This is a genomic window from Herbaspirillum sp. DW155, assembly GCF_037076565.1.
GTDB lineage: Bacteria > Pseudomonadota > Gammaproteobacteria > Burkholderiales > Burkholderiaceae_D > Herbaspirillum.
Map to the genome: position 1 here is coordinate 2276352 of NZ_AP029028.1, position 20665 is coordinate 2297016.

Annotated in this window: 21 protein-coding genes; 8 read left to right on the forward strand and 13 right to left on the reverse strand. The window is 63.3% G+C overall.

Annotation, left to right across the window (positions count from 1 at the left end; genetic code table 11):
- Position 1: 1 nt before the first annotated feature.
- From rimI to AACH55_RS10525, 3 genes are read left to right on the forward strand one after another with little or no spacing between them, the layout of a single operon-like run.
- Positions 2–496 (forward strand): ribosomal protein S18-alanine N-acetyltransferase, encoded by a 495-nt coding sequence (gene rimI / locus AACH55_RS10515; protein WP_338720264.1) that lies wholly within the window; start codon positions 2–4, stop codon positions 494–496.
- The gene (locus tag AACH55_RS10520) at positions 493–1503 is read left to right on the forward strand and encodes a uracil-DNA glycosylase (RefSeq protein WP_338719391.1); all 1011 of its coding nucleotides are present in this window, start codon (positions 493–495) and stop codon (positions 1501–1503) included. Before rimI ends, AACH55_RS10520 begins: the two co-directional genes overlap by 4 nt.
- 13 nt (positions 1504–1516) lie before the next feature.
- Entirely contained in the window at positions 1517–2527 is a 1011-nt protein-coding gene (locus AACH55_RS10525) for a DUF1853 family protein (protein WP_338719393.1), read from the forward strand.
- 32 nt (positions 2528–2559) lie between these two features.
- Here AACH55_RS10525 and lplT read toward each other — a convergent pair whose 3' ends face one another.
- The gene (gene lplT / locus AACH55_RS10530; RefSeq protein ID WP_338719395.1) at positions 2560–3831 is read right to left on the reverse strand and encodes a lysophospholipid transporter LplT; all 1272 of its coding nucleotides are present in this window, start codon (positions 3829–3831) and stop codon (positions 2560–2562) included.
- Complete coding sequence (locus AACH55_RS10535) at positions 3828–4046, reverse strand: hypothetical protein (RefSeq protein WP_338719397.1); 219 nt, start codon at positions 4044–4046, stop codon at positions 3828–3830. The genes lplT and AACH55_RS10535 overlap by 4 nt, the downstream gene beginning before the upstream one ends.
- Positions 4047–4111: 65 nt before the next feature.
- Here AACH55_RS10535 and alr point away from each other — a divergent pair, with 65 nt between their 5' ends.
- Positions 4112–5191: an alanine racemase gene (alr, locus tag AACH55_RS10540; RefSeq protein ID WP_338719399.1), complete on the forward strand. Its 1080-nt coding sequence runs from the start codon at positions 4112–4114 to the stop codon at positions 5189–5191.
- An 83-nt stretch (positions 5192–5274) separates the two neighbouring features.
- Positions 5275–6660, forward strand: a complete 1386-nt coding sequence (gene radA / locus AACH55_RS10545; RefSeq protein ID WP_338719400.1) for a DNA repair protein RadA — start codon at positions 5275–5277, stop codon at positions 6658–6660.
- 17 nt (positions 6661–6677) lie between these two features.
- On the opposite strand, the gene AACH55_RS10550 is transcribed toward radA, so the two are convergent.
- From AACH55_RS10550 to ompR, 3 genes are read right to left on the reverse strand one after another with little or no spacing between them, the layout of a single operon-like run.
- Complete coding sequence (locus AACH55_RS10550) at positions 6678–7262, reverse strand: flagellar protein FlhE (protein WP_338719402.1); 585 nt, start codon at positions 7260–7262, stop codon at positions 6678–6680.
- Positions 7255–8616, reverse strand: coding sequence for an ATP-binding protein (locus AACH55_RS10555; protein ID WP_338719404.1), 1362 nt, complete (start codon positions 8614–8616; stop codon positions 7255–7257). Before AACH55_RS10555 ends, AACH55_RS10550 begins: the two co-directional genes overlap by 8 nt.
- A 37-nt stretch (positions 8617–8653) precedes the next feature.
- Complete coding sequence (gene ompR / locus AACH55_RS10560) at positions 8654–9418, reverse strand: two-component system response regulator OmpR (RefSeq protein WP_338719406.1); 765 nt, start codon at positions 9416–9418, stop codon at positions 8654–8656.
- Positions 9419–9605: 187 nt separating this feature from the next.
- Between ompR and AACH55_RS10565 the strand changes: the two genes are divergently transcribed.
- Positions 9606–9887 carry a hypothetical protein gene (locus AACH55_RS10565; protein WP_338719408.1) on the forward strand — a complete coding sequence of 94 codons (282 nt, stop codon included), beginning with the start codon at positions 9606–9608 and terminating at the stop codon, positions 9885–9887.
- 86 nt (positions 9888–9973) lie between these two features.
- On the opposite strand, the gene AACH55_RS10570 is transcribed toward AACH55_RS10565, so the two are convergent.
- The 8 genes from AACH55_RS10570 to dapC all read right to left on the reverse strand — a co-directional run bounded on the left by AACH55_RS10570 (position 9974) and on the right by dapC (position 18305).
- Entirely contained in the window at positions 9974–10633 is a 660-nt protein-coding gene (locus tag AACH55_RS10570) for an amino acid ABC transporter permease (RefSeq protein WP_338719410.1), read from the reverse strand.
- Positions 10634–10730: 97 nt separating this feature from the next.
- Positions 10731–11534 (reverse strand): cystine ABC transporter substrate-binding protein, encoded by an 804-nt coding sequence (locus AACH55_RS10575; protein WP_338719413.1) that lies wholly within the window; start codon positions 11532–11534, stop codon positions 10731–10733.
- 137 nt (positions 11535–11671) lie between these two features.
- Complete coding sequence (locus AACH55_RS10580; RefSeq protein ID WP_338719415.1) at positions 11672–13654, reverse strand: ATP-binding cassette domain-containing protein; 1983 nt, start codon at positions 13652–13654, stop codon at positions 11672–11674.
- Between the two features lie 31 nt (positions 13655–13685).
- Complete coding sequence (gene prmB / locus AACH55_RS10585) at positions 13686–14576, reverse strand: 50S ribosomal protein L3 N(5)-glutamine methyltransferase (protein ID WP_338719417.1); 891 nt, start codon at positions 14574–14576, stop codon at positions 13686–13688.
- A gap of 29 nt (positions 14577–14605) precedes the next feature.
- Entirely contained in the window at positions 14606–15733 is a 1128-nt protein-coding gene (gene dapE / locus AACH55_RS10590; RefSeq protein ID WP_338719419.1) for a succinyl-diaminopimelate desuccinylase, read from the reverse strand.
- 2 nt (positions 15734–15735) lie between these two features.
- On the reverse strand, positions 15736–16095 hold the full coding sequence (locus AACH55_RS10595) for an ArsC family reductase (RefSeq protein WP_338719421.1): 360 nt from the start codon (positions 16093–16095) through the stop codon (positions 15736–15738).
- Between the two features lie 106 nt (positions 16096–16201).
- The gene (gene dapD, locus AACH55_RS10600) at positions 16202–17035 is read right to left on the reverse strand and encodes a 2,3,4,5-tetrahydropyridine-2,6-dicarboxylate N-succinyltransferase (protein WP_006462557.1); all 834 of its coding nucleotides are present in this window, start codon (positions 17033–17035) and stop codon (positions 16202–16204) included.
- 58 nt (positions 17036–17093) lie between these two features.
- Positions 17094–18305 carry a succinyldiaminopimelate transaminase gene (gene dapC, locus AACH55_RS10605; protein ID WP_338719427.1) on the reverse strand — a complete coding sequence of 404 codons (1212 nt, stop codon included), beginning with the start codon at positions 18303–18305 and terminating at the stop codon, positions 17094–17096.
- A 156-nt stretch (positions 18306–18461) separates the two neighbouring features.
- Here dapC and AACH55_RS10610 point away from each other — a divergent pair, with 156 nt between their 5' ends.
- Complete coding sequence (locus AACH55_RS10610) at positions 18462–18674, forward strand: hypothetical protein (RefSeq protein WP_338719429.1); 213 nt, start codon at positions 18462–18464, stop codon at positions 18672–18674.
- A 64-nt stretch (positions 18675–18738) separates the two neighbouring features.
- The gene (locus tag AACH55_RS10615; RefSeq protein ID WP_338719431.1) at positions 18739–20514 is read left to right on the forward strand and encodes a methyl-accepting chemotaxis protein; all 1776 of its coding nucleotides are present in this window, start codon (positions 18739–18741) and stop codon (positions 20512–20514) included.
- Positions 20515–20665 lie beyond the last annotated feature (151 nt).

A 20665-nucleotide genomic window follows, 5' to 3' on the forward strand; every position in this document is an offset into this window, starting at 1 on the left:
CATGGATGAACTGGCGCTGCCTCAGCCGGTCTTGCATCCGCGTTACGGCCGCCTGCACTTCGCGGCCATGGGCGCGAGCGACCTGGATGCGGTCGTGCGGATCGAAGAGGCCGTCTATTCCCATCCCTGGACCCGCGGCAATTTCCAGGATTCGCTCTACAGCGGCTATCAGGCGCAGACGCTGCGTGACGGCCACGGCGAATTGCTGGGCTATTTCCTGGTGATGCTGGCCGTGGATGAGGCGCATCTGCTCAACATCAGCGTGGCCGCGCTGCATCAGCATCAAGGGCTGGGCCGCCTGCTGCTGGACCAGGCCACGGCAATGGCGCGCCAGCGCCACATGCGCACCATGCTGCTGGAAGTGCGTGAATCGAACCTGCACGCGGCCAAGGTCTACCGCCAGTACGGCTTTTCCGAAATCGGCCGGCGCAAGAACTACTATCCCGCCGCCAATCAGACCCGAGAAGGGGCTATCGTCATGAGCCTGCCCTTATGAGTGAAGAATTGAAACAAGAACCGGACTTCGGTTCCTCCCTGGCCTTGCTGGATGCCCTGGGCATCGGCCCGGTATGGGTACGGCGCGAACTGGCGGTGGAAGAAATGCAGGCGGCACAAGCCGAAGCGCCCGCGCAGGAAAGCGTTGCCTCCGCGCCGGCAGCACCGGCTGAACTGCAAGAAACTATCGCGCCTGAGCCCGCTCTCGCGCAATCCAAGGCACCCGCCGCTCCCCCTGCTGCGCCCCCCCCATCCCCAGCGGCCCCCGCTGCGCCGGTGCGCCCTCGTGCGCCGGCCGAGGAAGAGGGGGGGCCGCCGTCCTGGCTGGACGAGATGGACTTCGCCACCTCCTTGGAGCCCATGCTCATTCCTGATGGCGATGAGGACGAAGAGGCTCCAGCCGTCGATCCCGTGTTGGCCCGCATCAAGGTCATGGAGTGGCCACAGCTCAAGCAGCAGGTCGCCGAGTGCCGCCGCTGCGGGCTGTGTCAGGGGCGCAAGAACACTGTCTTCGGCGTGGGCGACGAGAAGGCCAAATGGCTCTTCATCGGCGAAGGCCCGGGCCGCAACGAGGACCAGCAGGGTGAACCCTTCGTCGGTCCGGCCGGCAAGCTGCTGGACAACATGCTGCAGGCCATGGGCGTCAAGCGGGGCGAGAATGCCTACATCGCCAACATCGTCAAATGCCGGCCCACCGATGACAACGGCCGCGACCGCCCGCCCTCGCCACAGGAAGTGGCCTCCTGCCTGCCTTACCTGCAGCGCCAGATCGAACTGATCCAGCCCACCGTGCTGGTGGCGTTGGGCAAGACCGCCGCCATTTCGCTCTTGGGCATGGACCCGGCCACGCCGGTCTCGCGCCTGCGCGGCACGGTGCATCGCTATCAGGACCGGCCGCTGGTGGTGACCTATCACCCGGCCTACCTGCTGCGCACGCTCAATGACAAAAGCAAGGCCTGGGCCGACCTGTGCCTGGCCATGAACACCTATCAGGCGCAAGCGCGCTGAGATCATGCCGGGCATGGACTTGACCAAGCATCAGGCGCGCTTCCACCAGCGCTGGCCGGCGTTGCGCGATCCCCATGTGCGCGCGCTGGCCTGGTTGCTGTATGCGCCCGATCTGCTGGCGCCGGATGCGGCCTGCTGGGAGGCTCGCATCGCCACGCTGGGCCAGCTCTCGCCCGAGGTGGCCGGCTGGCTGCATGACCTGCAATACGATCCCATCCTCAATGAGGCGCTGCACGCCCACATGGCGCAGCAGCCTTCGGGGCGCCTCGGGCGGTATGCCGAAAAACTCCTCGGCTTCTACCTGCGCCAGCAGGATTGCCTGGTCGCCGCCAATCTTCAGGTGCGCAACCAGGGAGCGACGCGCGAGACGCTGGGGGAATTCGATTTCCTGGTGCGCTCGCCCGATGCGGAAAGTGATGCAGGCGTCGTGCATTGGGAGTTCGCCACCAAGTTCTACCTGCTGCAGGCTCGCGACGCTTCAATACAAGCGCAAGCCGACGCCTTCGTCGGTCCCAACCTGGCCGATTCACTGGGCCGCAAGATGCGCAAGATCATGCAGCAGCAACTGCGGCTTTCCGAGCATCCGGCCGCGCAGGCGGTGTTGCCCGCGCCGGTAGTGGCGGCCCGCGCCCTTGTCAAGGGATGGCTGTTCTATCCGCTGGGTGTGGAGTTGACCTTGCCGCCGGCGATGGGCATTAACGCGGATCATTGCCGGGGATTCTGGTGCGATGCGCCGTCCTTGCAGACGATCGATGATGGCGCTGCGTGCTATGCCTTGCTGCCGCGCCTTTCCTGGCTGGCGCCGGCACGCCTGCCGGCCGCCGAGGGGATGTCGCTGGCGCAATTGAGGGGCAGGCTGGAGGAGCGGTTCCACGCCGACGACAGCCCGGTCATGGTGGCGCAATGCCGCCTGAAGGAAGGGGCCGAGCCAGAACTGCTGGAAGTCAGGCGCGGCTTCGTCGTGCCGCCGCAGTGGGAAGCGCGTGCTGCGACTACGGTACAGCACGCGATCGTTCAGGTCTGAGCCGGCGGCTCTGACCATTTATTCATCAGACATCAGTGGTGAGGATGCTTGTCCTCGCCGATCAGCGCCAGCGAGTCATGCTCGCGCTGGTTGGCGGCATGGCGGCGCATGATCAGATACATGACGCCGGCCACGAAGCAGCCGAAGATGATGATGACGGTATTCACATCCAGGTTCATGCGCACCATGAAGGCATACAGCACCAGCATGGTCAGCACCGAGAGGTTCTCATTGAAGTTCTGCACGGCAATCGAATGTCCCGCGCTCATGAGCACGTGACCGCGATGCTGCAGCAGGGCGTTCATGGGCACCACGAAATAGCCCGACAACGCGCCCACGATCACCAGCAACGGATAGGCCACCCACACCGAGGTGGTGGTGGTCATCAGCATCACCACGATGCCCATGATGATGCCCAGGGGCATCACGGTCAGTGATTTCTTCAGTGGCACGAAACGGGCTGCCGCCACCGCCCCCATCGCCACGCCCACGGCGACGATGCCCTGCAGGATGGCGGCGCGGTCCAGCGGCATGTGCAGCGATTTCTCTGCCCACTTCAGCACGATGAACTGCAGCGTCGCCCCCGCACCCCAGAAGAGCGTGGTCACGGCCAGCGAGATCTGGCCCAGCTTGTCCTTCCACAGGGTGGTGAAGCAGCCGGCGAAATCGACGATGAGGCGGATGGGATTGCGTTCCTGGTGCTCGTAGCGGGCACCGGTATCGGGAATGTAGAAATTGAACAGGGCAGCGATGACGTAGATGCAGGAGATGATGCACAACGCCGCTTCAGTGGGGGTATCGACGGGCAGGTCGAAGAGGGGGAAATCGAAGCTGAGGATCACGGCGGAAATCTTGGGATTGACCAGCGCCCCGCCCAGCACGGTGCCCATGATGATGGAGCCCACCGTCAGCCCCTCGATCCAGCCATTGGCGGCAACCAGTTTTTCAGGTGGCAGCAGTTCGGTGAGGATGCCGTACTTGGCCGGCGAATACGCCGCCGCGCCAAAGCCGACTACGGCATAGGCCAGCAGCGGATGCACGGTAAAGAACATGAGGGAACAGCCGACGATCTTGATCATGTTGGTGATCAGCATGACCTTGCCCTTGGGGAAGGCATCGGCGAAGGCGCCCACGAAGGCGGCCAGCAGCACATAGGAAAGCACGAAGAACAGCTTCAGCAGCGGGGTCATCCACGCTGGAGAATGCATTTCGGCAAGTAGGGCGATGGCGGCGATCAGCAGCGCGTTATCGGCGAGCGACGAAAAGAACTGCGCTGCCATGATGGTATAGAAACCGCGATTCATCCCTGTCCAAGATGTATAACAAATGATGTCCGGCTAGCTTTATACCATGAAACCATGCGCACTCCGTCATAAGTCCCACCAGAAAGATGTTCGTCCGGTAAAATGCTCGCTTGTTCCCCGCTGGGCAAAACTTCCGGGCGAACCGTGACAGGCAGGCCCATGGCGGCATTGCCTTTCGCCGTACGCATTGCCAGCTGATGCAGGCGGATCGCCATCCCGCGATCCGCCTTTGACCAGCCCTCTGATTAGCCATCTGCCCTCGTTACCGCCACTGGATATCATGCCAAGACCGATCGTCGCTTCCATCAGCATTTCCGCACTTCAACACAATCTTGCCGTCGCCCGCGCCCACGCACCCAACGCTCGCGTCTGGGGCGTGCTCAAGGCCAACGGCTACGGCCACGGGCTGGAACGCGCCATGCGCGGTTTCGCCGAGGCCGACGGCCTGGCGCTGGTCGAGCCGGACTATGCGGTACGCCTGCGCGAACTGGGCTGGGCCAAGCCCATCCTGCTGCTGGAAGGTTTCTTTGATGCCGATGACTTGCCGGTGCTGGCCATGCACGACATCCAGTTCGCCGTGCATTGCGAGGAGCAGATCGCGCTGCTGGAACAATTCGTCACTGATCGTCCCCTGCATGTGCACCTGAAGATGAACAGCGGCATGAACCGCCTGGGTTTCAAGCCCGAGGCCTTCCGTGCCGCCCATGCGCGCGTAAGCAAGATCGCCAGCGTGCGCAGCATCACCCTGATGACCCACTTTGCCAATGCCGATGATGCCCGCAATCCGGCCCTGCCGCTGTCCGAGCAGGTGCGCCGCTTCCGGGCCGGCAGCGAAGGTCTGCCCGGTCCCCTGAGCCTGTGCAATTCCGCCGCCGACCTGATGCATGGCGAGCTGGCCCATGACTGGGTGCGCCCCGGCATCATGCTCTACGGCGGTACGCCCGGCGGCGGCAGCGCGGCCGACTTCGGCCTGCGCCCGGCGATGACGCTGGAGAGCCAGATCATCGGCGTACAGGAAATCGGCCCCGGCGAAGCCATCGGCTACGGCAGCCGCTTCGTGGCCGACAAGACCACGCGCGTGGGCGTGGTCGCCTGCGGCTATGCTGACGGCTATCCGCGCCACGCGCCTACCGGCACCCCGGTGGTGGTCGATGGCATCAAGACCGGCACCCTCGGCCGGGTCTCGATGGACATGCTCTGCGTGGACCTGACCGACCTGCCCAATGCTGGCGTGGGTAGCCGCGTCGAGCTGTGGGGCCAGCAGTTGCCCATCGATGAGGTCGCATTTGCGGCGGGTACGATCGGATATGAATTGATGTGCGCATTGGCGCCACGGGTGGCGGTACGCGAGGTCGACTGATCGAAAACAGATGAACTTCCTGACCGATTTTCAGGAAGTTCCGTGGACACGGACAGCACAGAGCACAGAGCAGCAAGGCGACGATGGCGAAGGTCAAGACCAATTACACCTGCACAGAATGCGGCGGGGTCAGTAACAAATGGGCCGGCCAGTGTCCGGCCTGCGGGCAGTGGAATACCCTGGTCGAGACGCTGGTGGAGGCGGGCGGCGGCAATCGCTATTCGTCCACGCCGCAAAGCCTGGCACAGACCGCGCCGGTCTTGAGCCTGGCCGATATCGAAGCCATTGACGTTCCGCGCTTTGGCACCGGCATCGAGGAATTCGACCGCGTACTCGGCGGCGGGCTGGTGCCGGGCGGGGTGGCGCTGATCGGGGGGGATCCCGGCATCGGCAAGTCGACCCTGCTGCTGCAGGCGCTGGCCAACATTTCCAAGCTCAAGAAGGTGCTCTATGTGAGTGGCGAAGAGTCCGGCTCGCAGATTGCGCTGCGCGCCAAGCGGCTGGCGGTGGATGCGCGCGAGCTGCAATTGCAGGCCGAGATCCAGCTGGAAAAGATTCTCGCCACCCTGGCCGAGCACAAGCCCGAAGTGGCGGTGATCGACTCCATCCAGACTCTCTATTCGGATGCCCTGACCTCGGCCCCCGGTTCGGTGGCGCAGGTGCGCGAATGCGCGGCGCAGCTGACGCGCGTGGCCAAGACCTCCGGCATCACCATCATCATGGTCGGCCATGTCACCAAGGAGGGCGCGCTGGCGGGGCCGCGCGTGCTGGAGCACATCGTCGATACGGTGCTCTATTTCGAGGGCGATACCCATTCCAGTTTCCGCCTGGTGCGCGCCTTCAAGAATCGCTTTGGCGCAGTGAACGAACTGGGCGTGTTTGCCATGACCGAGAAGGGCTTGAAGGGCGTTTCCAATCCCTCGGCCCTGTTCCTGTCGCAGCACGAAAATCAGGTGCCGGGCTCCTGTGTCATGGTGACGCAGGAAGGCACGCGTCCACTGCTGGTGGAAATCCAGGCCCTGGTGGACAGTTCGCATGTGCCCAATGCACGCCGGCTCTCGGTCGGTCTGGAGCAGAACCGCCTGGCCATGCTGCTGGCGGTGCTGCACCGTCATGCCGGTGTGGCGGCGTTCGATCAGGACGTGTTCATCAATGCAGTCGGTGGTGTGAAGATTACCGAACCTGCTGCCGACCTGGCGGTGCTGCTGGCCATCAATTCCTCCATGCGCAACAAGCCCTTGCCGCGCGGACTGGTGGTCTTCGGGGAAGTCGGCCTGGCTGGTGAGATCCGTCCGGCACCGCGCGGCCAGGAACGCTTGCGCGAGGCGGCCAAGCTGGGCTTCTCGATTGCCGTCATTCCCAAGGCCAATGCGCCCAAGCAAGCCATCGAGGGATTGAAGGTGATTCCGGTGGAGCGCATCGATGACGCCTTGCAGAAGGCGCGCGAGATCGACGATTACGCTGCCTGAAGAGGGTTGGCCGGGGCTCAGCCGGGCGTGTCAAAGGTGACGATGACCTGGTTGATCTCGCCCTTGATGGGGGCCTCGCCCGTGCGTGCCGTGCCGCGCACGCTGTAATGCAGCTGGAACGGCCGGGTGGCGTCGCGACCGTTGAAGAAATCGGTGCTGCCGGCATTGGCCTGGCTCACGTCCCAGCACCATCCTGCATCCTGCCAGCAGAGTTTTGCCTCGAATCCGGGCGGCTTGCTGGCCAGCGTATAGCGCCAGCTGACCTTGCGAATCGTCGCACCCGGCGGCACCTGTCCCACCACCTTGAATTGCGTGATGTAGTCCGTGTTGCGCTGGCGGATGTCCGGTCCCGGCTCGTCGGAGGCATAAGCCCCGGACGGGCCCCCGCTGGCTGGCGCGATATTGCGCGGCGCGGGGCCGGTCGGCGTGACCGGCGAGACGATCACGATGGGCCGCTGGCCGGCGTCGCTGCCGGTGGCCGGGATGCTGAGATTGCGGTTCGTGTAGGTCTGGGCCCAGGCCAGGCCGGGCAGGGCGCTGCCCAGCAGCAGCCAGGGCAGCAGAGGTCGGACGAGGGCGAGGACGAGGGCGCGCTCACGCATGGCGGCGATGGCCCTTCAACGGCAGGGAAATCTGCACCAGCAGCCCGCCATGGGTTTCTTCATGGCCCTTCAATAGCAGCTTGCCATTGTGCTTGAGCACGATGCGGTTGACGATGGCCAGCCCCAGGCCGGAACCATTGGCCTGGCCACGTGCGGTATCGAGCCGGGTGAAGGGGCGCAGCAGGCGCTCACATTCGTTCTCAGGTACGCCGGGGCCGTGGTCGAACACGTCCACCACCACCTGATGGCCTTCGATGCGGCTGCGCAGATGTATCTCGGCGCAGTCGGTGCCGGGTGTCTTGCCGTAGCGGCGCGCGTTCTCCACCAGGTTGCTGAACACCCGGGCCAGTTCGGTGCCGTTGCCGGCGATCTCGGTGGCGGGGGTGATCTCGGTGGTCATCTTGACGTCCGACAGCCGCGCTGACTTCGCCGCGACATCCTCCAGTACCCCGGCCAGGTCGGTGCTTTCCAGGCTGTTGCTGTCGAAGGGTTTCGCGTAGTCGAGGAACTGGCCGATGATGCTGTCCATCTGTGCCAGGTCGGAGTGCATGCCGTCGCGCGATTCATCGGACAGATTGGCCATCTCCACCTCCAGCTGCATGCGCGCCAAGGGCGTGCGCAGGTCGTGGGAAATGCCGGCCAGGATCAGCGCGCGGTCCGATTCGATGCGGTTGAGGTCGGCCACCATCTGGTTGAAGCTGCGGTTGGCTTCCTCGATCTCGGTCGGGCCGGATTCGGGCAGCGGTTCGGGCTGGCGGCCTTTGGCGATGGCGCGGGCGGCCGCCGTCAGGCGGGCCAGCGGCTGGTTGATGAGGGTAGAGATGAAGACCGCGCCGATCAGCGAGAGGAACAGGGCAATCGACCCCCAGCCCAGCCATTGCAGGCCCGAGGTGCGATCCAGGCGGCCGCGGTCGAGCATGAGCCAGTATTGGTCATCGTCGATGTTGAAACTGATCCAGAAACCATCCACGTCGTTGACGCTGGAGGCGAAGGTGGTGTTCTCGTCCAGCGACTGGCGCACGTAGTATTCCAGCTCGGGCACGATGGGCGAATCATCGAGAGGGGCGATGCGGTCGGTTTTTTCCAGCGGATAGATCCGGATACCTTCATTGCTGGCCAGGTCGAACAGCAGTTCTCTGCGCATCTCGGGGGCAGAGTGAGTCAGGGCGGCGCGCGTGATGGTGACCACCGAGACGATCTGCGCGGCCAGTTGCTCTGCCCGCGGGCCGCGTTCGACCATGCGGAAGCTGGCCACCCAGGCCACCATGCTGGCGGTGATGAGGAAGGTCAGGAGGAAGAAGGTGCGCCAGAACAGGCCGTTGCTGAACCATCCGGATTGAGGGCGGGTTTTCATCGGCAAACGGCCTGCAGGTCAGGGGTAAAGCGGGAGATCAGCGCGGTTTCCCTTCCGGGATGAAGACATAGCCCAGACCCCAGACGGTCTGGATGTAGAGCGGATTGGCCGGGTCCGGTTCAATCAGCTTGCGCAGGCGCGAGATCTGCACGTCCAGGCTGCGGTCGAAGACTTCATATTCGCGGCCTCGCGCCATTTCCATCAGCTTTTCGCGTGACAGCGGCTGGCGGGCGTTGCGTGCAAATACCTTCAGTACCGAGAATTCGCCCGTGGTCAGGGAAATCGTTTCGCCGTTCTTCTTCAGGGTGCGGGTACCCAGGTCGAGGATGAAATCGCCGAACTCGAAGGTTTCCGGTGTTTCCGAGGGCGCACCCGGGAGTTCGTCGGGGCCCTTGCGGCGCAGTACCGCATTGATGCGGGCCACCAGTTCACGCGGGTTGAAGGGCTTGGGCAGGTAGTCGTCGGCACCCATTTCCAGGCCGATGATGCGGTCCACGTCCTCGCCCTTGGCGGTGAGCATGATGATCGGGGTCTGGTCGCCGGCGCCACGCAGGCGGCGGCAGATGGCCAGGCCATCTTCGCCAGGCAGCATCAGGTCCAGCACCAGCAGATCGTAGCGCTCGCGGATCCACAGCTTGTTCATGGCCTGGGCGTTTTCCGCCGTCACCACGTTGAAGCCTTGCTCGGTCAGATAGCGGCGCAGCAGGTCACGCAGGCGGATGTCGTCATCCACCACCAATACTTTGAATTGATTGGTGGATGTTGTCGTATTACTATTGTTGTTGCCGGGAGTTGTATTCATGTTGCCTATGGTAGCGTCTTGGCGATTTTGAGCAAGTCGGGGCTGTTGATCCATTACAAACTGTTACATACCTTACCTTAATCATCTTATACCATCGCGGCCTGCGGCCTAAACTGGAATCACGTCGGGAAAGCCATGCCGTTATTGCTTTCTCTTCCTGATTCTCTGTCCCCGGAAAAATCGCATTATGAAGATTGCAGTCGTCAACAAGCTATGTCTGGCAGCGATGCTGGCGCTCGGAGTGGGAGCGGCCGCGCTGGCTGGCCCACCCCAGGGCGGCCGGCCGATGCCGGGACAGCCGGGCGACTTCAGACAGCATGGTGGCGACTTCGGCCCGCCCGACCATCGCAACCAGATTGCCAGTGACCAGGATCAGCGCCGCAACGGCAAGCTCAGTGCCGATGAGCGTCGCGAACTGCGCCGTCAGATCAACGAGGTCGGCCAGGATATCTACCGCGTCAAGCGTTGAGTTCTCCCACCCGAAAAGATTCCCGTTTCACCCAACAAAAAGCCCGAGTGCATCGCATTCGGGCTTTTTGTTCTGGCCGGGCGAGATCAGTGCTGGTGCGCCTTGCCCAGCCGCTTCTCCAGCCGGTGCTGCAAGGCCTCGAAACACAGGCTCAGCATCCAGTAGATGGCCGCAGCAGCCAGGTACAGCGGCAGCGGGCGGAAGGTCACGGCAATGACTTCCTTGGTCGCCAACATCAGTTCGGTCACCGTGATGACCGAGACCAGCGACGTATCCTTGATGAGGCTGATCAGGGTATTGCTCATCGAGGGCACCGCAATGCGCACGGCCTGCGGCACGATGATGTAGCGCAAGGTCTGGAAGTAGTTCAGCCCGACGCTGTAGGAAGCATTCCACTGGCCTCGTGTCACGCCGAGGATGGCACCGCGCAGGCTTTCCGACAGATACGCCCCGGCATTGAGACTGAGCGTGAGCACGCCCGCAGTCAGCGGCGAGAATTCGATGCCGATCCCAGGCAAGCCGTAATAGACCACGAAGATCTGCACCAGCAGGGGCGTGCCGCGCATCATGCTGACGTAGAGTGCAGCGGGCCAGTGGATCGGGCGCCAGGGAACGATGCGTGCCACCGCCAGCACGAAGCCCAGCACCAGCCCGCCGACCATCGAAGCCAGCGCGAAGAGCAGGGTATAGCCCACGCCCTTGGCCAGGGTGGGGGCGGCTTGCTGCAGCAGTTCCAGAATTTCCATAAGCATTCGAACTAAAAAAAATTATCCCCGCGATGCGGGGATAAGTCGGTCCGCCCGGACCGTGCCGGGCGGAGTGCAGTGCTGGATGGAGCGCGGCTTATTGTGCTTTCGGCGGCTGGCTCACGTCAATACCGAACCACTTCTCGGAAGCGGCCTTGAGGCTGCCATCGGCCTTGATGTCGGCCAGGGCCTTGTTCAGCGCGGCCTTGAACTCGGGGTTGCCCTTGCGGAAGGGGATGCCGATCTTGTCGACGGTGCCGATGGGGCTACCAGCCTTCAGGGGCAGGTTGGTCGACTTGAGGATGTAGCCCACCAGCAGGCTGTCGTTGAGGGCAGCGTCGATGCGACCAGCCGCCAGGTCCGCCAGGTACTCGGGCGAACCCGGATAGGTGCGCACGTCGATGCCCGGCACGGCCTTGGCCTTCTGTTCGAAGTTGGTGCCCTGGCCCAGGCCGAGCTTCTTGCCCTTGAGGTCGTCCAGGCTCTTGAACTCGCGCTTCTCATCCTTGCGCACGATCAGCTGGGCACTGGAGAGGGTGTACGGCTCGGAGAAATCGAAGGCCTTCTGGCGCTCGTCGGTGATGCCGACCTGGTTGATGATGACGTCATACTTGCCAGCCCCCAGGCCGGCCAGGATGCCGCTCCACTCGGTGGTGGTGAACACGGGCTTCACGCCCAGCTTGGCTGCCAGCAGCTTGGCCACGTCGACTTCGAAACCGGTCAGCTCGCCCGTCTTGGCATCCTTGAAGTTGAACGGAGGATAGTTGCCTTCCAGCGCTACCTTCAGGGTGCCGCTGCTCTTGACCGATTGCAGCAGGTCGGCAGCCGAGACACTCAGGGAGGAAGCCAGCAGTGCCGCGCCGACACCGGCCAGCAGCCATTGCTTGATGTTCTTGTTCATATGTCGATGTCCTTATAAAAACTTTCGCCACAAAAAGTGTGGCCAGGGCGCAATGATGCCTTCGTTTTGCCCAACTGCAAGGGCTGGCTTAAGACAATGATGTAGAAAGCTTATGCCACCCCCCGGTTCCGCGCGCTTCAGGCCTGCAATTGCTCCAGCGCTTCCTGCTGCTCCAGCCATTCGTTTTCCAGTTGTTCCAGTTCCTTGCTGCAGTAGGCCTGGTCGGTGATGAGCGTCTTCAGTTCTTCCTTGTTGGCGGCGTCGTAGATGTCGGGGCTGGCCAGGCGCGCATCGATCTCGGCCTTGCGGACGTTGAGCTTGGCGATCTGCTCATCGAGTCGCTTGATGCGGGCCTCGATGGGTTTCTTCAGGGCCGACATCTTCTGGCGCTGCTCGGCTTCCAGCCGCTTCTGTTCTTTGCGGTCCACCAGAGACGCGGGCGCGATTTCCATCGGCTGGCTGGCCGTCGGCAGCGGCGCGGCGGCTGCGGCGTCATTGCGGGCCGCCAGCTTGGTCTTGAAGAGCCAGTCCTTGTAATCGTCCAGGTCGCCATCGAAGGGTTGCAGCTTGCCTTCGGCCACGATGAGGAACTGGTCGGTGGTGGCGCGCAGCAGGTGGCGATCGTGGGAGACCAGCACCAGCGTGCCTTCGAACTGCGCCAGCGCCATGGTCAGCGCTTCGCGGGTTTCCAGATCCAGGTGGTTGGTCGGTTCATCCAGCAGCAGCAGGTTGGGGCGCTGCCAGACGATGAGGGCGAGCGCCAGGCGTGCCTTTTCACCGCCCGAGAAGGGGGCGATGGAGGAGGTCGCCATGGTGCCGTTGAAGTTGAAGCTGCCCAGAAAATTGCGCAACTCTTGTTCACGCACGTCGGGTGCCAGCCGCATCAGGTGCCACAGCGGTGATTCGTCATGGCGCAGCATCTCCACCTGGTGCTGGGCGAAGTAGCCGATCACCAGCCCCTTGCCCAGGCGCGCGGTACCGGAGAGCGGATCGATCTCGCCCGCCACGGTCTTGATGAGGGTGGACTTGCCCGCGCCGTTGACACCCAACAGGCCAATGCGCTGCCCATTCTGGAGCGAAAAATCGATGCCATGCACGATGATCTTGTCTTCATCCGGCGCGCCGTTCTTGCCCTCGATGTGATAGCCGGCGTTGACCTTTTCCATCACCAGCAGCGGATTGGGCGCGGACAAGGGCTCGCGGAATTCGAACGAGAACTCGGCGGCCGCCCGCAGCGGTGCGAGCTCTTCCATCTTGGACAAAGCCTTCATACGGCTCTGCGCCTGGCGCGCCTTGGTCGCCTTGGCCTTGAAGCGGTCGATGAAGGATTGCAGATGCGCGCGCTGGCGCTGCTGCTTCTCGATCATGCCCGCCATCAGCTCCAGCTGGGCCGAGCGCTGGCGCTCGAACGCGCTGTAGTTGCCGGAATAACGCTTCAGTTTGCGATCATCGATATGAACGATCACGTTCACCACGCCATCCAGGAAATCGCGGTCGTGTGAAATGATGAGCAGGGTGCCCTCGTAACGCTTCAACCAGTCTTCCAGCCAGATGATGGCATCCAGGTCCAGGTGGTTGGTCGGTTCGTCCAGCAGCAGCAGGTCGGACGGGCACATCAGCGCCTGCGCCAGGTTCAGGCGCATGCGCCAGCCGCCGGAGAAGCTGGCCACCGGCCGCTCCATCTGTTCCAGCGAAAACCCCAGGCCCAGCAGCAACTGCTCGGCGCGCGAGCGCACGGTATAGGCATCGGCATCGGCCAGGGCGGTATGCAGCTCGGCGATGTGATTGCCGTCGTGCTGGTCGTCCGGCTGGGCTTCAGCGCGGGCCAGTTCGGCTTGCAGCTGGCGCAGATGGGCGTCGCCATCGATGGCGTATTCGATGGCCGGACGATCCAGCGCCGGGGTTTCCTGCGCCACGTAGGCCATGCGCCAGCGCGCCGGGTAATCGATGTTGCCCTGGTCGGCATGCAGCTCGCCACGCAGCATGGCGAACAGGCTGGACTTGCCGGCGCCATTGGCGCCGATCAGGCCGATCTTGTCGCCCGGGTTGAGCGTCAGGTCGACATTCTCCAACAGCGGCTTGACGCCGCGCTGGAGGGAAACTTGCTGGAAACGGATCATCGGTGATTCAGACTCAAAGGGGCGCTCAGGCTCAGGCCAGTTGCAGTTGTTCGGCCGTGACCAGGAACACCATGTCGTCACCGGCGCTGGTGGTCAGCCAGGTCAGTTCCAATTCCGGGAAGGCCGCTTCGGCGAAGGCGCGCTCATTGCCGATCTCGACCACCAGCACACCCTCGGGCGTCAAGCGCTCGGCGGCGCCAGCCACGATCTTGCGCACCAGGTCCATGCCATCCTCGCCACCGGCCAGCGCCAGTTGCGGCTCGCGCAGGTATTCCTGGGGCAGCTTGCTCATGGAACCGGAATTCACATACGGTGGATTGCTGATGATCAGATCGTACTTGCGCAGCGGCAGCTGGGTGTACAGATCGGACTCGACCAGGTTGATGCGGTCCTGCAGCTGGTAGTCGTCCACGTTCTTGCGCGCCACGGCCAGGGCATCGGCGGAGATGTCGACGGCATCGATCTGCGCATTCGGGAAGGCATCGGCCAGCAGGATGGGCAGGCAGGCGGAACCGGTGCACAGGTCCAGCGCATTTTCGATGGCGTCCGGCTCCTGGATCCAGGGCGAGAAATGCTGCGGAATCAGTTCGGCGATGAAGGAACGCGGCACGATCACGCGTTCATCGACGTAGAAGCGATAGGCGCCCAGCCAGGCTTCGTTGGTGATGTAGGCGGCCGGCACGCGGTCCTTGCTGCGGCGTTCGATGACGCGCATGACGGAGGCGATTTCCTCGGGCAGCAGACGCGCATCGAGGAAGGGATCGAGCTGGTCCAGCGGCAGCTTCAGGGTATGCAGGATCAGGTAGGCCGCTTCATCGAGCGCATTACTGCTGCCGTGGCCGAAGAACAGTTGTTCAGTGTTGAAGCGGGTCACGGCGTAGCGCAGCAGGTCGCGCACGGTGGAGAAATTGTTGGGGGTCATGAGGTTCTCTTCAATGCAAGGCTGCCCGCTCAGGCGAGCAGGTTTTCCAGCGTCTTGCGGTAGATGTTCTTGAGCGGATCGATATAGCGCACTTCGATGTGCTCATCGATCTTGTGGATGCTGTCATTGGGCGGACCGAACTCAATCACCTGCGGGCAGATCTGGGCGATGAAGCGGCCGTCGGAGGTGCCGCCGGTGGTCGACAGTTCGGTGTCGAGTCCGGTCTCGTCCTTGATCGCCCTGGACAGCGCATCCGAGAGATCGCCGCGCGGGGTCAGGAAGGGCAGGCCGCCGACGGTCCACTTCAGCTCGTATTCCAGGCCGTGCTTGTCGAGGATGGCATGCACGCGCTGCTGCAGACCTTCCACGGTGCTGGCGGTGGAGAAGCGGAAGTTGAAGTCGATTACCACTTCGCCCGGAATCACGTTGGAGGCACCTGTGCCGCCGTGGATATTGGAGATCTGCCAGGAAGTCGGCAGATAGTATTCATTGCCCGCGTCCCACTGTTCGGCCACCAGCTCCGCCAGTGCCGGTGCGGCCTGGTGGATGGGGTTGCGCGCCAGCTGCGGATAGGCGATATGGCCCTGGATGCCCTTGACGGTCAGCTTGCCCGACATGGTGCCGCGGCGGCCGTTCTTGATCATGTCGCCCAGGGTCTTGGCCGAGGTCGGTTCGCCGACGATACAGTAATCCAGTTGTTCGCCACGCGCCTTGAGGGCATTGCAGACGACGACCGTGCCATCGGTGGCTGGACCTTCTTCATCGCTGGTGATGAGGAAACCAATCGAACCCCTGTGGTCCGGATGGGCCGCCGTGAACTCTTCGCAAGCCACCACCATGGCGGCAATCGAGGTCTTCATGTCGGAGGCGCCACGGCCATACAGGCGGCCGTCGCGCAGGGTCGGCTGGAAGGGATGCGACTGCCATTTTTCCAGCGGACCGGTCGGCACCACGTCGGTATGGCCGGCAAAGACCACCAGCGGCTGGGCCGTTCCCTTGCGCGCCCACAGGTTGGTGACGTCGCCCGACTGGATGGTCTCGCAAACGAAGCCCAGCGGCGTGAGCAATTCCGCCAGCCTGGCCTGGCAGCCTTTGTCTTCGGGGGTGACGGAAGAAAGGGACATCAATTCCTGGGTCAGGGCCAGCGTCTTGCTCATGATCATTTCTCGAAAATGTGTTGATACTGATCGGCCTTGAAGCCGACGTGATACTGCTTGCCATCGAAGAGCACCGGCCGCTTCACCACCGAGGGGTTTTCCACCATCAGGGCGACGGCGGCGGCGTCATCGGTGATGGCCGCCTTGCGTTCGTCCGGCAGGGCGCGCCAGGTGGTCCCCTTGCGGTTGACCAGTACGTCGCGCTCCACGTCCTTCAGCCAGGCTTGCACCTGTTCGGCGGTGAGGCCGGCCTTCTTGAAATCGTGGAAGTGAAAGGTGATCCCGTGCTCGTCGAGCCACACACGGGCTTTCTTGACGGTATCGCAATTGGGGATGCCATAGAGGGTGATCTTGTCGCTCATGCTCGTTCTCGCAATCGGGGCCACTAGAACACGACGCCGCGCCGGACAGGACGACCGGCGCGGCGCGTGGGTGCTTCAGGACTTCAGGCAAGCCGCTGCTGCGGGATTACTCGCCGCGCAGCAGTTCGTTGATGGAAGTCTTGGAGCGGGTCTGAGCATCGACCTTCTTGACGATGATCGCAGCGTACAGGCTGTACTTGCCATCCTTGGAGGGCAGGTTGCCCGGCACCACCACCGAGCCCGCCGGCACGCGGCCGTAGTGGACTTCGCCGGTTTCGCGGTCGTAGATCTTGGTCGACTGGCCGATGTAGACGCCCATGGACAGCACCGAGTTTTCTTCGATGATGACGCCTTCGACCACTTCGGAACGGGCGCCGATGAAGCAATTGTCTTCGATGATGACGGGGCCGGCCTGCACCGGCTCGAGCACGCCGCCGATGCCGACACCGCCGGACAAGTGAACATTCTTGCCGATCTGGGCAGCCGAGCCGACGGTAGCCCAGGTGTCGACCATCGTGCCTTCATCGACATAGGCGCCGATGTTGACGTAGGAAGGCATCAGCACCACGTTGCGGCCGATGAAGGAACCGTGACGGGCCACTGCCGGCGGCACCACGCGGAAGCCACCCTTGGCGAAATCTTCAGCGGTGTAGTTGGCGAACTTGGTGGGCACCTTGTCGTAGAACTGCGGATAGCCGGTGCCGGCCGACATCGGCACGTTGTCTTCCAGGCGGAAGGACAGCAGGATGGCTTTCTTCACCCATTGGTTGACTTCCCACTGGCCGACGCCTTGACGGTTGGCGACGCGCAGGGTGCCATCGTTCAGGCCTGCGATCACTTCGGCCACCGCATTGCGGATGTCGGCCGGAGCGCTCTTGGGGGACAGGCTGGCGCGGTCTTCCCACGCCTGATCGATGATTTGCTGAATGGACTGTGTCATGTTGATATCTATGAACGGTTGGGTGAAAGGGGAGTGAATCTGGCTTCTTGCGCCGGGCTTATGCCTGGCCGGCCAGTTTCCTGGTGAAGGCGACGATGCGTTGCGCCGCTTCCAGGCATTCTTCGACTTCGGCCACCAGCGCCATGCGGATGCGGCCGGCGCCCGGATTGACGCCATGCGCCTCGCGCGCCAGGTAGCTGCCGGGCAGCACCGTGACATTATATTCGGCGTAGAGACGGCGGGCGAATTCGGTATCGCTGATATCGACCAGCTTGTCGACCTTGGCCCACAGGTAGAAGGCGGCATCGGGCAATGCGACCTCCATCACTTCCTGCAGCAGCGGCGTGACCTGCGAAAACTTGGTGACATACTTGGCGATGTTGTCCTGGACATGGGTCTCGTCCTGCCAGGCCAGTACCGACGCGGCCTGGATCACCGGGCTCATGGCCGCGCCGTGATAGGTGCGGTAGAGCAGGAATTTCTTCAGGATGGCGGCGTCGCCGGCCACGAAGCCCGAACGCATGCCTGGCACGTTGGAGCGCTTGGACAGGCTGGAGAAAGACACCAGATTGCGATAGTCGCGGCCCAGGAGGCGCGCGGCCTGCATGCCCCCCAGCGGCGGGTCCTGCTTGAAGTAGATCTCGGAATAGCACTCGTCGGAGGCGATCACGAAGCCATAGCGGTCCGACAGGGCGAACAGTTCCTTCCAGTCCTCCAGCGTCAGCACGGCACCGGTGGGGTTGCCGGGCGAGCAGACGAACAGCAGTTGCACGCGTTCCCACACATCCTGCGGCACCTGGCTGAAGTCCGGCGCAAAGTTGCGCGCCGGGTCCGAATTGACGAAGTAGGGCTCGGCGCCGGCGAGATAGGCCGAGCCTTCGTAGATCTGGTAGAACGGGTTGGGGCACATCACCAGTGCGCCCGGCCGGGTCGGATCGACCACGGTCTGGGTCAGCGAGAACAGCGCCTCGCGCGAACCGATTACCGGCAGGATCTCGGTGGCCGGGTCAGGGCGCGGGATGTCGTAACGTTTTTGCAGCCAGTCGGCAATCGCGCCGCGCAGGGCGTCGCTGCCCAGGGTGGCCGGATACGAGGCCAGGCCGGACAGGTTGTCCGTCAGCGCCTGCTGGATGAAGGCGGGCGTGGGATGCTTGGGCTCGCCTATGCCCAGGCTGATCGGGCGGTAAGCCGGGTCGGGCGTGATGCCGGCGAAGAGCTTCTTGAGCTTTTCGAAGGGATAGGGCTGCAGTTTGTCGAGTAGGGGATTCACGTCGCTGGACTGGAGTAAGGCTTCCCGGGTCGGCAGGCTCGCAGAGGCGTCAGCGAACTTGGGCGGCCACGGCAAAGGACTGGGAAAGCTTGCGATTATACCGTCATTTGCAGGCATTGCCGTGCTTGCGGTTGGGCGCAATGTTGACCTGACGGCATGCCTGTGAAGCCAGAAACGAGCAAGAAACGAGCAAGAAAGGAGCAAGAAAGGAGCAAGAAAGGAGCAAGAAAGGAGCAAAAAGCGGCTCGGGTGGTTTTGCGTGCGCATCCGTTCATCTCCCGTGCGCTGGCAAAGAAAAATGGCAATCCGGAAAATCAGGGCCAGGTAAGCGATCTGTTCAGCGGATTGTCAGGGAAGGTCGGAGAGTAAAGTGGTCGCTCGCCAAAAACGGGCGTGCTCACAAGGTGCGCCCACAAATTCCCGGAGCACAAGAATGAAAAGCCTCAAAGCGCAGTTACTGTCTGCGCTGGTCGTGATGTGGGTAGGATTGCTGGCGCTGGCCGCCTGGTCGGCCTACAGCGCCCGCGAAAACATGATGGATGAACGCAAGGATGGCCTGCGCCGCGTGGTGGAAGCCGCCAATGGCGTGGTCAACAGTTACGCGGCCGATGTCGCGGCCGGCAAGGTGTCCAAGGAAGAGGCCCAGAAGAACGCTCTGGAACGCATCGCCGCCATGCGCTATGACGGCGACAACTACCTGTTCATCTTCGATGCTCGTCCGGTGGTGCTGATGCTGCCCTCCAACAAGACCATGGTGGGCAAGAACGTGGCCGACCGCAAGGACTCGGAGGGCAAGCCGTATTACGTCGAGATGATGAAGATCGGGCAGGAAAAGGGGCAGGGCTTCGTGCAATACATGGGCCGCCTGCCCGGTACCGACGACAGCAACCGCACCCCCAAGATGAGCTACGTGGTGCACAACAAGACCTGGGACTGGTTCATCGTCACGGGCGTGTTCCTCTCCGACGTGCAGGCCCAGTTCCGCTCAGACGTGTTGCGGCTCATCGGGATTCTGGTGGTCGTGGGCGTGCTGGTATCGGTGATGATGCTGGCCATCATCCGCCGTATCACCGGTAGCCTCGGCGGCGAGCCGGCCTATGCGGTGGCCATCGCCACGCGCATCGCCAGCGGCGACCTCACGGTGCGGGTCGATACCCGTGCCGGTGACAAGCGCAGCCTCCTCTTCGAGATGGCCAGCATGCGGGAGCGGCTGGCCGGCGTCATCAAGGGTATCCGCCAGGGCACCGACGCCATCGACATCGGCGCGCGCGAGATCGCGGCGGGCAACCTCGACTTGTCCTCCCGTACGGAAGAGCAGGCCGGTTCGCTGGCGACTACGGCCTCCAACATGGATACGCTGACGGCCACCGTCAAGCAAAACGCCGACAACGCCCGCCAGGCCGGCCAGCTGGCCAACAACGCCTCGGACATCGCCCGGCGTGGCGGCGAGGTGGTGGGGCAGGTGGTGCAGACGATGGAAGGCATCACGGAAAGTTCGCGCAAGATTTCCGACATCATCGGCGTGATTGATGGCATCGCCTTCCAGACCAATATCCTGGCCTTGAATGCGGCAGTGGAAGCGGCCCGTGCCGGTGAGCAGGGGCGCGGCTTTGCGGTGGTGGCCTCGGAAGTACGTTCGCTGGCCCAACGCAGCGCCCAGGCCGCCAAGGAGATCAAGGCCCTGATCGAGGATTCGGTGCAGCGCGTGGGCGATGGTTCGGATCAGGTGGCGCGCGCCGGGCAAACCATGGGCGAAGTGGTCGCGGCAGTACACCGCCTGACCGATATCGTCAGCGAAATCTCCGCGGCCTCCGAAGAACAGCGCCGTGGCATCGAACAGGTCAACCTGGCTATCGGAGAAATGGATCAGGTGACCCAGCAGAATGCCGCTCTGGTGGAAGAAGCGGCCGCTGCGGCCGGTTCCCTGGAAGAGCAGGCGCGGCGCCTCAAGGCGGCCGTGGCGACCTTCCGGGTCGAAGGCGAGGAGGATGCGGCTGCACCCAAGCAAGCAGCGGCCACCCCCAAGGTGGCGCCGGTGGTTGCCAGGCCAACGGCTGCACCCAAGCCCGTCCCGAAGCCCGCTGCCAAGCTCCCGGCCCGTGCTGAGGCGCCGCTGCCGCCACCGGGCAAGCCTGCAGCCCCCGCCAAACCGGCTTCTGCGGGCAGGCCATCGCCCGCAAACGATGATGGGGATTGGGAAACCTTCTGATCCAACGCCTCTGATATGAAGCAATGGACGCCGTACCGGGTGTTGCCGGTGCGGCGTTTTTCATGAGCGGGCAGAACACCGGCCCAAGGGCGGCCAGAGGCGATCCCGCGCCCTTTTTGGCCTTGCCGGGGCCGGGCGATGTTATGATACC

Excerpts from the sequence above, each read along its gene's own strand:
- AACH55_RS10555 (WP_338719404.1), bottom strand. The coding sequence starts at position 8,616 with ATGAAAACCCGCCCTCAATCCGGATGGTTCAGCAACGGCCTGTTCTGG.
- lplT (WP_338719395.1), bottom strand. The coding sequence starts at position 3,831 with ATGAATCGCGGTTTCTATACCATCATGGCAGCGCAGTTCTTTTCGTCG.
- AACH55_RS10595 (WP_338719421.1), bottom strand. The coding sequence starts at position 16,095 with ATGAGCGACAAGATCACCCTCTATGGCATCCCCAATTGCGATACCGTC.
- AACH55_RS10565 (WP_338719408.1), top strand. The coding sequence starts at position 9,606 with ATGAAGATTGCAGTCGTCAACAAGCTATGTCTGGCAGCGATGCTGGCG.
- rimI (WP_338720264.1), top strand. The coding sequence starts at position 2 with ATGGATGAACTGGCGCTGCCTCAGCCGGTCTTGCATCCGCGTTACGGC.
- alr (WP_338719399.1), top strand. The coding sequence starts at position 4,112 with ATGCCAAGACCGATCGTCGCTTCCATCAGCATTTCCGCACTTCAACAC.
- AACH55_RS10570 (WP_338719410.1), bottom strand. The coding sequence starts at position 10,633 with ATGGAAATTCTGGAACTGCTGCAGCAAGCCGCCCCCACCCTGGCCAAG.
- AACH55_RS10580 (WP_338719415.1), bottom strand. The coding sequence starts at position 13,654 with ATGATCCGTTTCCAGCAAGTTTCCCTCCAGCGCGGCGTCAAGCCGCTG.
- dapE (WP_338719419.1), bottom strand. The coding sequence starts at position 15,733 with ATGAGCAAGACGCTGGCCCTGACCCAGGAATTGATGTCCCTTTCTTCC.
- AACH55_RS10535 (WP_338719397.1), bottom strand. The coding sequence starts at position 4,046 with ATGGCGATCCGCCTGCATCAGCTGGCAATGCGTACGGCGAAAGGCAAT.
- AACH55_RS10610 (WP_338719429.1), top strand. The coding sequence starts at position 18,462 with ATGCCTGTGAAGCCAGAAACGAGCAAGAAACGAGCAAGAAAGGAGCAA.
- AACH55_RS10575 (WP_338719413.1), bottom strand. The coding sequence starts at position 11,534 with ATGAACAAGAACATCAAGCAATGGCTGCTGGCCGGTGTCGGCGCGGCA.
- AACH55_RS10520 (WP_338719391.1), top strand. The coding sequence starts at position 493 with ATGAGTGAAGAATTGAAACAAGAACCGGACTTCGGTTCCTCCCTGGCC.
- AACH55_RS10525 (WP_338719393.1), top strand. The coding sequence starts at position 1,517 with ATGGACTTGACCAAGCATCAGGCGCGCTTCCACCAGCGCTGGCCGGCG.
- prmB (WP_338719417.1), bottom strand. The coding sequence starts at position 14,576 with ATGACCCCCAACAATTTCTCCACCGTGCGCGACCTGCTGCGCTACGCC.
- ompR (WP_338719406.1), bottom strand. The coding sequence starts at position 9,418 with ATGAATACAACTCCCGGCAACAACAATAGTAATACGACAACATCCACC.
- AACH55_RS10615 (WP_338719431.1), top strand. The coding sequence starts at position 18,739 with ATGAAAAGCCTCAAAGCGCAGTTACTGTCTGCGCTGGTCGTGATGTGG.
- AACH55_RS10550 (WP_338719402.1), bottom strand. The coding sequence starts at position 7,262 with ATGCGTGAGCGCGCCCTCGTCCTCGCCCTCGTCCGACCTCTGCTGCCC.
- radA (WP_338719400.1), top strand. The coding sequence starts at position 5,275 with ATGGCGAAGGTCAAGACCAATTACACCTGCACAGAATGCGGCGGGGTC.
- dapD (WP_006462557.1), bottom strand. The coding sequence starts at position 17,035 with ATGACACAGTCCATTCAGCAAATCATCGATCAGGCGTGGGAAGACCGC.